At 70.1% G+C, this 14,269-nt stretch carries 1 protein-coding gene; it reads left to right on the top strand.

Annotation, left to right across the window (positions count from 1 at the left end; genetic code table 11):
• Positions 1 to 29: 29 nt before the first annotated feature.
• Complete coding sequence (locus AB7I40_RS02295; RefSeq protein WP_428343422.1) at positions 30 to 14,261, top strand: DUF7507 domain-containing protein; 14,232 nt, start codon at positions 30 to 32, stop codon at positions 14,259 to 14,261.
• Positions 14,262 to 14,269 lie beyond the last annotated feature (8 nt).

Below are 14,269 nucleotides of genomic sequence, written 5' to 3'. Positions count from 1 at the left end.
CGCCGGTCGATGTGAATGCGAATGGTCGGGTGGATGCGGGCGACACGATCGCGTACAGCTTCCTGGTGACCAACACCGGTGCCCAGACCCTCACTTCGGTGGGGATCTCGGATGCGAAGGTCGGTGCGGTGACGTGTCCGGTGACGACGTTGCAGCCGGGGGCCTCGACGACGTGTACGGCGTCGTACACGATCACGCAGGCTGATGTGAATGCGGGTGCGGTGAACAACACCGCGACGGCGAACGGGACGCCGCCGACGGGTGGTCCGATCGCTTCGGCGCCTGACTCCACGAGCACGCCGACCAGCACCGTGGCGACCGTCGCGATCGACAAGAACGCTGGCACCCCGGTGGACGTCAACACCAACGGCCGGGTGGATGCCGGGGACACGATCGCCTATACGTTCCTGGTGACCAACACCGGCGCGGTCACGCTGACGTCGGTCGGCGTGACCGACCCCAAGGCCGGGACCGTGGTCTGCCCGGTCACGACTCTGGCCCCGGGCGCCTCGACCACCTGCACGGCCACCTACACGATCACCCAGGCCGACGTGAACACCGGCTCCGTGAACAACTCGGCCACCGCTCAGGGCACTCCGCCCACCGGGCCGGCCATCAGTTCTGCGCCCGACACCACGACCACGGCCACGTCCACGATCCGGTCGCTGAGCCTGGACAAGACGGCGGCGACGCCGGTGGACGTCAACGCCAACGGCCGGGTCGATGCGGGCGACACGATCGCCTACAGCTTCCTGGTGACCAACACCGGCGCCCAGACGCTGACGTCGGTGGGGATCTCGGATGCGAAGGTCGGAGCCGTGACGTGTCCGGTGACGACGTTGCAGCCGGGGGCCTCGACGACGTGCACAGCGTCGTACACGATCACGCAGGCCGACGTGAATGCAGGCGCGGTGAACAACACGGCCACCGCGCTGGGCACCCCGCCGACCGGGGGGCCGATCAGTTCCGGCCCCGACTCGACCAGCACCCCGACCAGCACGGTCGCCACGGTCACGATCGACAAGACGGCGGGCGCCCCCAGCGATGTGAACGGCAACGGGCGGGTCGATGCCGGGGACGCGATCACCTACAGCTTCCTGATCACCAACTCCGGTGCGGTGACGCTCACCGCCGTGGGGGTCACCGACGCCAAGGTCGGCGCGGTGACCTGTCCGACGACGACGCTCGCCCCAGGTGCCTCCACCACGTGCACGGCGACCTACACGATCACCCAGGCCGACGTGAACACCGGCAGCGTGAACAACTCGGCCACCGCCCAGGGCACCCCGCCGACCGGGCCCGCGGTCAGCTCGGCGCCGGACACCACGAGCACCCCGACCTCCACCGTGGCCACGGTCAGCCTTGACAAGAGCGCGGGCACCCCGGTCGACGTCAACGGCAACGGCCGGGTCGACGCGGGCGACACGATCGCCTACAGCTTCCTGGTCACCAACACCGGCGCAGTCACCCTGACCGGCGTGGGCGTCACCGACCCGAAGGTCGGCACGGTCACCTGCCCTGCGACGACGGTGCAGCCCGGCCTGTCCACGACCTGTACGGCGTCCTACACGATCACCCAGGCCGACGTGAACGCCGGCGCCGTCAACAACACCGCCACTGCCCAGGGCACCCCGCCGACCGGCCCGGCCGTCTCCTCCGCCCCGGACTCGACGACCACTCCCACGTCGAGCGTGGCCGCCCTGACGATCGACAAGACGGCAGCAGCGCCGGTCGACGTCAACACCAACGGCCGGGTCGACGCCGGCGACACGATCGCCTACAGCTTCCTGGTGACCAACACCGGTGCGGTCACCCTGAGTGCGGTGGGCGTCACCGATGCCAAGACCGGTCCGGTCACCTGCCCGGTGACGACGTTGCAGCCGGGTGCCTCGACCACGTGCACGGCGTCGTACACGATCACCCAGGCCGACGTGAACGCAGGCAGCGTCGACAACACGGCGACCTCGCAGGGCACCCCGCCGACCGGTCCCGCGGTCAGCTCGGCGCCGGACACCACCAGCACCCCGACCTCCACCGTGGCAACGCTGACGATCGACAAGAGCGCCGGCACGCCCGCCGACCTCAACGGCAACGGCCGGGTCGACGCCGGCGACACGATCGCCTACAGCTTCCTGGTGACCAACACCGGTGCGGTGACGCTCACCGCGATCGGGGTCACCGACCCCAAGGCCGGTCCCGTGACCTGCCCGGTGACGACGTTGCAGCCGGGCGCCTCGACCACGTGTACGGCGACCTACACGATCACCCAGGCCGACGTGAATGGTGGCGCCGTCAACAACTCCGCCACTGCCCAGGGCACCCCGCCGACCGGGCCTGCGGTCAGCTCGGCGCCGGACACCACGACCACTCCCACCTCCACGGTGGCAACGCTGACGATCGACAAGACGGCAGCAGCGCCGGTCGACGTGAACGGCAACGGCCGGGTCGACGCCGGTGACACGATCGCCTACAGCTTCCTGGTCACCAACACCGGTGCGGTCACCTTGAGCGCCGTGGCGGTCACCGACCTCAAGGTCGGCGCCGTCTCCTGCCCGGTGAGCACCCTGGCTCCGGGAGCGTCGACGACCTGCACGGCCGGCTACATCATCACGCAGGCCGACGTGAATGCCGGCGCGGTCAACAACTCCGCCACCGCGCAGGGCACGCCGCCGACCGGTCCCGCGGTGACGTCACCGCCGGACACCACCAGCACCAACACCTCGACGACCGCCACGTTGAGCATCAACAAGACCGCCGGCATCCCCGCAGACGTCAACGGCAACGGCCGGGTGGATGCCGGCGACACGATCGCCTACACGTTCGTGGTGACCAACACCGGTGCGGTGACGCTCACCGCGATCGGGGTCACGGACCCGAAGGCCGGCACGGTGTCCTGTCCGGTCACCACTCTGACGCCGGGCAATGCCGCCACCTGCACCGCGAGCTACACGATCACCCAGGCCGACGTGAACGCAGGCGCGGTCAACAACTCCGCCACCGCGCAGGGCACGCCCCCGACCGGCCCGGCGGTGAACTCCACGCCCGACTCCACCACGACGCCGACCTCGAGCATCGCCACCGTGACGATGGACAAGACGGCAGCAGCACCGGTGGACGTGAACGGCAACAACGAGATCGACGCCGGTGACACCGTCGCCTACAGCTTCCTGGTGACCAACACCGGTGCGGTGACGCTGACCTCGGTGGGAGTCAGCGACCCCAAGGCCGGGCCGGTCACCTGCCCGGCGACGACGCTGCAGCCGGGCGGCTCCACGACGTGTACGGCGATCTACACGATCACCCAGGCCGACGTCGATGCCGGCGCGGTGATCAACACGGCGACCGCTCACGGCACGCCGCCGACGGGTCCTGTGGTGAACTCGGCAGCGGACACGACGACCACGCCGACCACGAACAACTCGGCCCTGACCCTCGACAAGACTGCCGGAACACCGGTGGACGTCAACGCCAACGGCAGGGTCGATGCCGGCGACACCATCGCCTACGACTTCCTGGTCACCAACGCCGGCACCGTGACGTTGACCTCCGTGGGGGTCACCGACCCGAAGGTCGGCGCGGTGACGTGTCCGGTCACCACCCTGGGTCCCGACGAGTCGACGACGTGTACGGCCACCTACACGATCACCCAGGCCGACGTCGACTTCGGCACGGTCGCCAACCTCGCCTCGGCCCAAGGCACGCCGCCTGCCGGTCCGGTGGTCACCTCCGCCCCCGACCAGACGAACACCCCGACCTCCACGGATGCGACGCTGACGGTCGACAAGACGGCAGCGACCCCGGTGGACGTGAACGGCAACGGCCGGGTCGACGCCGGCGACACGATCGCCTTCACCTTCCTGGTGAACAACACCGGCGCCCTGACGCTGTCGCTCGTGGGAGTCAGCGACGGCAAGGTCGGCGCGGTGACCTGTCCGCAGCCCACGCTGGTGCCGAGCGCCTCGACGACCTGCGCGGCGACCTACACGATCACCCAGGCCGACGTGAACGCAGGCGCCGTCAACAACACCGCTGTCGCGATCGCCTCGCCGCCCAACCAGCCGGGCATCACCTCGCCGCCGGACTCGACCACGACGGCGACCTCGACCGACGCGACGCTGACCATCGACAAGACCGCTGGCACCCCGGTCGATGTCAACACCAACGGCCGGGTCGACGCCGGCGACACCATCCCCTACAGCTTCCTGGTGACCAACACCGGCGCGGTCACGCTCACCGCGGTCGGGATCACCGACCCCAAGGTGGGAGCAGTCTCCTGCCCGGTCACCACCCTCCAGCCGGGAGCATCGACGACCTGCACGGCCGACTACACGATCACCCAGGGCGACGTGAACACCGGCAGCGTGAACAACTCGGCCACCGCCCAGGGCACGCCGCCCACCGGCCCGGCGGTCGACTCAGCGCCCGACACGACCACCACCCCGACCTCGACGGTGCGCTCGCTGGGCCTGGACAAGACCGCCGGAACACCGGTGGACGTCAACGGCAACGGCCGGGTGGATGCCGGTGACACCATCGCCTACGAGTTCGTGGTCACCAACACCGGAGCGCAGACCATCACGGCCGTCGGGGTCACCGATGCCAAGGCCGGTGCGGTGACCTGCCCGGTGACGACGTTGCAGCCGGGTGCCGCGACGACGTGTACGGCGTCGTACACGATCACGCAGGCTGACGTGAACGCCGGCGCGGTCAACAACACCGCCACCGCGCAGGGCACCCCGCCCACCGGTGGCCCGATCGACTCGCCCCCCGACTCGACGACCACCCCGACCAGCACGGTGTCGACGCTCACGATCGACAAGAGCGCCGGCACCCCGGTCGACGTGAACAACAACGGGCGGGTCGATGCCGGGGACACCATCGCCTACACGTTCCTGGTGACGAACACCGGCGCGGTGACGCTCACCGCCGTGGGCGTCGCCGATGCCAAGACCGGTCCGGTGACCTGCCCGGCGACGACGTTGCAGCCGGGCGACTCCACCACGTGTACGGCGTCTTACACGATCACGCAGGCGGACGTGAACGCCGGCAGCGTGAACAACTCCGCGACCGCTCAGGGCACCCCGCCGACCGGGCCGGAGGTGAGTTCGGCACCGGACACCACCAGCACTCCGACCTCGACGGTGGCCAGCCTCACGCTGGACAAGACCGCCGGGACCCCGGTCGACGTGAACGGCAACGGTCGCGTGGACGCCGGTGACACGGTCGCCTTCGGCTTCCTGGTCACCAACACCGGTGCCGTGACCCTGACCGGCGTCGCCGTGACGGACGTCAAGGTCGGCGTGGTGTCCTGCCCGGTGGCGACGTTGCAGCCTGGCGACTCCACGACGTGTACGGCGTCGTACACGATCACGCAGGCCGACGTGAACGCCGGCGCGGTCAACAACACCGCCACCGCCCAGGGCACCCCGCCGACCGGCGGTGCCCTCGACTCGGCACCTGACTCGACGACCACCCCGACCAGCACGGTCGCCACCCTCACCATCGACAAGACCGCCGGTGCTCCGGCCGACCTGAACGGCAACGGCCGGGTCGACGCGGGCGACACCATCGTCTACAGCTTCCTGGTGACCAACACCGGCGCCGTCACCCTCACCCTGGTCGGGGTGGACGATCCCAAGGTGGGTCCGGTGACGTGCTCACCGACGACGCTGGCCCCGGCCGCCTCCACGACCTGCACGGTGAGCTACACGATCACGCAGGCCGACGTGAACTCCGGTTCGGTCGTCAACACTGCGACCGCCTCCGGGACTCCGCCGACCGGGGGACCGGTGACCTCTCCGCCGGACTCGACCACCACCGCGACCTCCACTGCGGCCACGCTGACGATCGACAAGTCCGCGGGTGCCCCGGTGGACGTCAACACCAATGGGCGCGTCGATGCCGGTGACACCATTGCCTACTCGTTCCTGGTGACCAACACCGGTGCGGTGACCCTCACCTCGGTCGGCGTCACGGACGCGAAGGTCGGCGCCGTGACGTGCCCGGGCACGACGCTCCAGCCGGGCGAGACGACCACCTGCACGGCGACCTACACGATCACGCAGGCTGACGTGGACGGCGGCAGCGTCGACAACTCGGCCACGGCGCAGGGGACCCCGCCCACCGGTCCGGCCGTGAACTCGGCGCCGGACACCACCTCCACCCCGACCTCGAGCATCGCGACACTCACCCTCGACAAGGCGGCCACGGCGCCGGTCGACGTGAACGGCAACGGCCGGGTCGATGCCGGGGACACCATCGCCTACACGTTCCTGGTCACCAACACCGGCGCGGTCAGCCTGGCCGCCGTCGCAGTCGCCGACCCGAAGGTCGGTGCGGTGACCTGCCCGGCGACGACATTGCAGCCGGGTGCCTCCACGACCTGCACGGCGACGTACACGATCACGCAGGCCGACGTGGACGCTGGCGCGGTCAACAACACCGCGACCGCCTCCGGGACGCCGCCGACCGGTCCCTCCGTCGACTCCGCGCCGGACTCCACGACCACACCTACCGACACCACCACAACGGTGACCATCGACAAGACCGCCGGCACCCCGGTGGATGTCAACGGCAACGGCCGGGTGGACGCCGGGGACACGATCGCCTACCAGTTCCTGGTGACGAACACCGGATCGGTGACGCTCACCGCAATCACGGTCAACGACCCGAAGGTCGGTGTCGTCTCCTGCCCCGTGACCACTCTCCAGCCGGAAGCCTCCACCACCTGCACCGCGACGTACACGATCACCCAGGCCGACGTTGATACGGGTGCGGTCGCCAACACGGCGTCGGCGGCGGGCACCCCGCCGACCGGCCCTGCGGTGAACTCCACCCCCGACTCCACCTCCACCCCGACCTCCACGGTGGCCTCGCTCACCGTGGACAAGACGGCCGCGACGCCCACCGACGCCAATGCCGACGGCCGGGTCAGCGCCGGTGACACGATCGTGTTCGGCTTCCTCGTGACCAACACCGGAGCAGTGACCCTCAGTTCGGTCGGGGTCTCCGACCCCAAGGCCGGGCCCGTCACCTGCCCGGTGACGGCACTGGCGCCGGGTGCGTCGACCACCTGCACGGTGAGCTACACGATCACGCAGGCCGACGTCGACTCCGGAGCGGTGGCCAACACCGCGACCGCCACCGGCACGCCGCCGACAGGGGGGCCGGTGACCTCGCCACCGGACTCCACGAGCACCCCGACGTCGACCGATGCGACGCTGACCATCGACAAGACCGCTGGCACCCCGGTCGATGTGAACACCAACGGCCGGGTGGATGCGGGCGACACCATCGCCTACCAGTTCCTGGTCACCAACACCGGCGCCGTCACCCTGACCGCGGTGGGCGTGGACGACCCGAAGCTCGGCCCGGTGACGTGTCCGGTCACCACCCTCGCGCCCGGCGCCTCGGTGACGTGCACGGCGTCGTACACGATCGCGCAGGCCGACGTGGACGCTGGCGCGGTCAACAACACCGCGACTGCTTCCGCGACGCCGCCGACCGGGGGACCGGTGACCTCGTCGCCGGACTCGACCAGCACCCCGACGGACGGCACCACGACGTTGACGATCGACAAGCAGGCTGGGGCGCCGGTCGATGTGAACACCAATGGCCGGGTGGATGCGGGCGACACGATCGGCTACGACTTCCTGGTGACCAACACCGGTGCGGTGACGCTGACCTCGGTCGGGGTGACGGATGCCAAGACCGGTCCGGTGACGTGTCCGGTCACCACGCTCGCCCCGGGTGCCTCCACCACGTGCACGGCGACGTACACGATCACGCAGGCCGATGTGAACTCCGGCAGTGTCGACAACTCCGCCACGGCGCAGGGGACGCCGCCGACCGGTCCGGCCGTGGACTCCGCACCGGACTCGACCAGCACCCCCACGGACACGACGGCGACGCTGACGATCGACAAGCAGGCTGGGGCGCCGGTCGATGTGAACACCAATGGCCGGGTGGATGCGGGCGACACGATCGGCTACGACTTCCTGGTGACCAACACCGGTGCGGTGACGCTGACCTCGGTCGGGGTGACGGATGCCAAGACCGGTCCGGTGACGTGTCCGGTCACCACGCTCGCCCCGGGTGCCTCCACCACGTGCACGGCGACGTACACGATCACGCAGGCCGATGTGAACTCCGGCAGTGTCGACAACTCCGCCACGGCGCAGGGGACGCCGCCAACCGGCCCGGCCGTGGACTCCGCACCGGACACGACCAGCACCCCCACGGACACGACGGCGACGCTGACGATCGACAAGCAGGCGGGGACGCCGGTCGATGTGAACACCAATGGCCGGGTGGATGCGGGCGACACGATCGGCTACGACTTCCTGGTGACCAACACCGGTGCGGTGACGCTCACGCTCGTCGGCGTGAGTGACCCCAAGGTCGGCCCGGTGAACTGCCCGGTCACGACCTTGGCGCCGGGCGCCTCGGTCACCTGCACGACTCAGTACACGATCAGCCAGGCCGACGTCGACGCAGGGACCGTGGACAACACGGCCACCGCGCAGGGGACGCCGCCGACCGGTCCGGCCGTGGACTCCCCGCCGGACTCGACCAGCACCCCCACCGACACCACGACCACCCTGACGATCGACAAGAGCGCCGAGGCGCCGGTCGACGTCAACACCAACGGGCGCATCGATGCCGGGGACACCATCGCCTACGACTTCCTGGTGACCAACACCGGCGCCGTCACCCTGACCGCGGTCGGCGTGGACGACCCCAAGGCCGGGCCGGTGACCTGCCCGGTGACTGTGCTCGCCCCGGGCGCTTCCATCACGTGCACGGCGACCTACACGATCACCCAGGCCGACGTGAACGCAGGCTCGGTCGACAACATCGCGACCGCATCGGGCACCCCGCCGACCGGCCCCGCAGTCGACTCCGCTCCTGACTCGACCACCACGCCGACCGACACCACCGCGACCCTGTCCCTGGACAAGACCGCCGGCACGCCGAGCGACCTCAACGGCAACGGCCGCGTCGATGCCGGCGACACCATCGACTTCACCTTCGCGGTGGCCAACACCGGGTCGGTCACCTTGACCGGGATCGCCGTGAGTGACCCCAAGGTCGGCCCGGTGACCTGCCCGGTGGCCGTCCTCCAGCCAGGCGTCTCGACCACGTGCACGGCGACCTACACGATCACCCAGGCCGACGTGAACACCGGCGCGGTCAACAACACCGCCACCGCACAGGGAACGCCGCCCACCGGTCCGGCCCTCGACTCCAACCCGGACTCGACCTCGACGCCCACGGACACGACCACGACGCTGACGCTCGAGAAGACCGCTGGGACGCCGGTCGACGTCAACGCCAACGGCCGGGTCGATCGCGGCGACACCATCGACTACACGTTCCTGGTGACCAACACCGGTTCGGTGACCCTGACGAACGTGGCTGTCGCGGACGCCAAGACCGGGCCGGTGAGCTGCCCGGTGACGACGCTGCAGCCGGGTGCCTCGACGACCTGTACGGCGACGTACACGATCATCCAGAACGACGTGAACATCGGCGCGGTGGACAACACCGCCACCGCATCCGGCACCCCGCCGACCGGGCCGGCGATCGAGTCACCGCCGGACTCCACGAGCACGCCGACCTCGACGATCGCGACGCTGAGCATCGACAAGACCGCCGGGACGCCGCTCGACGTGAACGGCAACGGCCGGGTCGACGCGGGGGACACGATCGCCTACGGCTTCCTGCTCACCAACACCGGCGCGGTCTCGCTGCGATCGGTCGGGGTCACCGACCCCAAGGTGGGGGCGGTCGTCTGCTCGCCGACCAACTTCCCGCCCGGATCGACGATCAGCTGTACCGCCAGCTACACGATCACCCAGGCCGACGTGGACAGCGGTTCCGTGGTCAACACGGCGACGGCACAGGGCACCCCGCCGACCGGCGCCCCGGTGACCTCGGCGCCCGACTCCACCACCACGCCGACTGATGCCACCAGCACCCTGACGGTGGACAAGACCGCGGGTGTGCCGCTCGACGTCAACGGCAACGGCCGGGTCGATGCCGGCGACACGATCGCCTACGACTTCCTGGTGACCAACACCGGGTCGGTCACCCTGACCGGCGTCGGGGTCACGGACGCCAAGACCGGTCCGGTGACCTGTCCGGCCAGCACCTTGGCGCCGGGCGCCTGGACCAACTGCTCGACCACCTACACGATCACCCAGGCCGACGTGGATTCCGGTGCTGTGGCCAACACCGCCACGGCCTCGGGCACCCCGCCGACGGGGCCGGCGGTGACCTCGCCGCCGGACTCCACGATCACGCCCACCGACACCACCACCACCCTGACCATCGCCAAGACGGCAGGCACACCGGTGGACGTGAACGGCAACGGTCGCGTCGATGCAGGTGACACGATCGACTACAGCTTCCTGGTCACCAACAGCGGCTCGGTGACCCTGAGCGGCATCACCGTGGAGGACCCCAAGGTCGGGGCCGTGGCCTGCCCGGTCACGACGCTCCTGCCGGGGGTCTCGACCACCTGTGCGGCGACCTACGCGATCACCCAGGCTGACGTGAACTCCGGCTCGGTGGACAACGTCGCCGCAGCGATCGGCACCCCGCCGACAGGTCCCGACGTCACCTCCACGCCCGACTCGACGACCACCCCCACCGACACCACGGCGAGCCTGACGATCGACAAGACGGCCGGCACTCCCGATGACGTGAACGGCAACGGTCGCGTCGATGCCGGCGACACCATCGACTACTCGTTCGTGGTGACCAACAGCGGTGCGGTGTCCCTGGCCGCGGTCGCCGTCGACGACCCGTTGACCGGTCCCGTGACCTGCCCGGTGGCGACGCTCGAGCCCGGTGAGTCGACCACGTGCTCGGCGACCTACACGATCACACAGTCCGACGTGGATGCCGGTTCGGTGGACAACACCGCGATCGCGGTCGGGACGCCCCCGACCGGCCCGGCCATCGACTCCCTGCCGGACTCGACGGCGACTCCGACCGACACCACGACGACGCTGAGCATCGACAAGAGCGCGGGCACACCGGCGGACGTGAACACCAACGGCCGGGTCGATGCCGGGGACACCATCGCCTACACCTTCCTGGTGACCAACCAGGGCTCCGTGACCTTGACGGGCGTCACCGTGGAGGACGCCAAGACCGGGCCGGTGGCCTGCCCGGCCACGACACTGGCTCCCGGCGCCTCGACCACCTGCACGGCGAGCTACACGATCACCCAGGTCGACGTGGACGCCGGTTCGGTGGACAACACCGCCGCCGCCGAAGCCACCCCGCCGACCGGCCCGCCCGTGGCCTCGGTGCCGGACTCGACGACGACCCCGACCGACACCACCACCACGTTGACCCTCGACAAGACGGCGGGCACGCCGGCGGACGTGAACGGCAACGGCCGGGTCGATGCCGGCGACACGATCGACTACGCGTTCGTGGTCACCAACACCGGTGCCGTGACCCTGACCGACGTGGCGGTGACCGACCCGAAGGTCGGGCCGGTGACGTGTCCGGTGACCGTGCTGGCCCCCGGTGCGTCCACGACCTGCGCGGTGACCTACACGATCACCCAGGCCGACGTGAACTCCGGTTCGGTGGACAACGTGGCGACTGCCGGTGGGAGGTCCCCGTCCGGCGTGGATGTCGAGTCGTCTCCCGACACCACCTCCACCCCGACCGATGCGACCACGACGCTGACCCTGGACAAGTCGGCCGGGACCCCGACCGACGTGAACGGCAACGGCGAGGTCGATGCCGGGGACACCATGGTGTTCCGCTTCGTGGTCACCAACACCGGGTCGGTGACCCTGACCGCAGTGAGCGTCGGGGACCCCAAGGTCGGGCCGGTCAACTGCCCCGTCAGCACCCTGGCTCCCGGAGCCTCGGTGACCTGCGTCGCCGGCTACACGATCACCCAGGCCGATGTGAACTCCGGTGCCGTGGACAACACCGCGACCGCCAACGGCACCCCGCCCACCGGCCCGGCCGTCGACTCCAACCCCGACTCGACCTCGACGCCGACCTCGACCCTCGCGACACTGACGCTCGACAAGGCGGCCGCGACTCCGAGTGACGTCAATGGCAACGGCCAGGTGGATGCCGGCGACACCATCGCCTACCGCTTCGTGCTCACCAACACCGGCACCGTCACCTTGAGCGGCGTCACCGTGGACGACCCGAAGGCCGGCCCGGTGGCCTGTCCGGCCACGACCCTCCAGCCCGGGGCGTCCGTCACCTGCACGGCGACCTACACGATCACCCAGGCTGACGTGAACTCCGGTTCGGTGGACAACACCGCCACCGCCTCGGGCACCCCGCCGACCGGTCCGGCCGTGGACTCAGCTCCGGACTCGACCTCCACGCCGACCGGGACCACGTCCACGATCTCGCTGAACAAGTCCGCCGGGACGCCGGTCGATGTCAATGCCAACGGCCTCGTCGATGCCGGAGACACCATCGACTACACGTTCGAGGTCACCAACGGCGGAGTCGTCAGCCTCACCGCGGTCCAGGTGGCCGACCCCAAGGCCGGTCCGGTGTCGTGCCCGGCCACCGCCCTGGACCCCGGCGAGTCCACGACGTGTACGGCGAGCTACACGATCACCCAGGCAGACGTCGACGGTGGTGCGGTCAACAACACCGCGACCGCCGCCGGGACACCTCCCGCGGGTCCGGCCATCGAGTCGGCCCCGGACTCGACGACCACTCCGACCGACACTGCGGCGAGTCTCACGCTCGACAAGAGCGCCGGAACTCCCGTCGACGTCAACGGCAACGGGCGGGTCGACGCCGGTGACACCATCCGCTTCACCTTCCAGGTGGCCAATACGGGGGTCGTCACGCTCAGCGACGTGGCGGTCATCGACCCGACCGTCGGCGCGGTCGCCTGCCCCGTGACCACCCTGGCTCCGGGCGCCAGCACCACGTGTGCGGCGGTCTACACGATCAGCCAGTCCGACGTCGACGCAGGCTCTGTGGACAACACCGCGACGGCATCCGGGCTCCCGCCGACCGGGCCCGCGGTCGAGGCAGCGCCGGACTCGACCTCCACGCCGACCGACACCACGGCCACGCTGTCACTGGACAAGTCGGCGGGCACCCCCGATGACGTCAACGCAAACGGACGTGTCGACGCCGGCGACACCATCGAGTTCAGCTTCCTGATCACCAACACCGGAGCGCTCACCCTGACCCAGGTCGGGGTCGACGACCCGATGCTCGGCAGCGTGACCTGCCCGGTGACCGTGCTGGCCCCCGGTGAGTCGACGACCTGTACGGCGATCTACACGATCACCCAGGTCGACGTGGACGCCGGTTCGGTGGACAACACGGCAACCGCGAGCGGCACGCCGCCTACCGGCCCGGCCGTGGACTCCGCGCCGGACTCGACCACCACGCCGACCGACGACACCGCCGCCCTGACCCTCGACAAGCGGGCGAGTGTCCCGGTCGACCTCGACGGCGACACTCGGGTGAGTGTCGGCGACCGGATCGACTACGTGTTCGAGCTCACCAACCTCGGATCGGTCACGCTCACCGACGTCACGGTCACCGACACCCTGGTCGGTGCGGTCGCCTGCCCGGTGACCACGCTGGCACCGGGCGAGGCGATCATCTGCACGGCGTCGTACACCATCACGCGCACCGACGTGGACAACGGCAGTGTCCTCAACGTCGCCACCGCCGCCGCGACCTCGCCCTCCGGTGGGCGGGTGGAGTCGAACACCGACCAGACGCAGACCCCGACCACCGGTGCGAGCGCGAACGCCGGCCTGAGCCTGGTGAAGCGGATCGCCTCGGTGCGAGACGTGAACCAGGACGGACTGACGAACCGGGGTGATGAGGTCGTCTACCGCTTCACCGTCACCAACACCGGCGAGGTCCGCGTGACCCGGATCCGCGTCGACGACCCGATGCTGACCGACGCCGGCGTCGCGATCACCTGCCCGAGGTCGTCCCTGGCTCCCGGTCAGCAGATGGTCTGCGAGTCCGAGCCCTACACGATCACCGGTGCCGATCAGGCCGCCGGATCGGTGAGCAACGTGGCGTCGGTGACCGGGCAGGGTCCCGACGGGCTGCTGGTGAGCAGCAACGAGGACACCGCGGACCTCGACCTCGACGCCGGCACCGACCTGCCGGACACCGGCAACGACGTGCCCTGGTGGCTGCCGCTCGGTGCTGTCGGTCTCCTGGGTCTCGGCTTCGTCCTGGTGGCCGGCGCCCGACGGCGTCAGGCCGGGCCGCAGTAGGCTCGACC

This window comes from Nocardioides sp., from assembly GCF_050246775.1.
Lineage (GTDB): Bacteria > Actinomycetota > Actinomycetes > Propionibacteriales > Nocardioidaceae > Nocardioides.
This window is presented reverse-complemented; position numbering and strand designations above follow the sequence as displayed.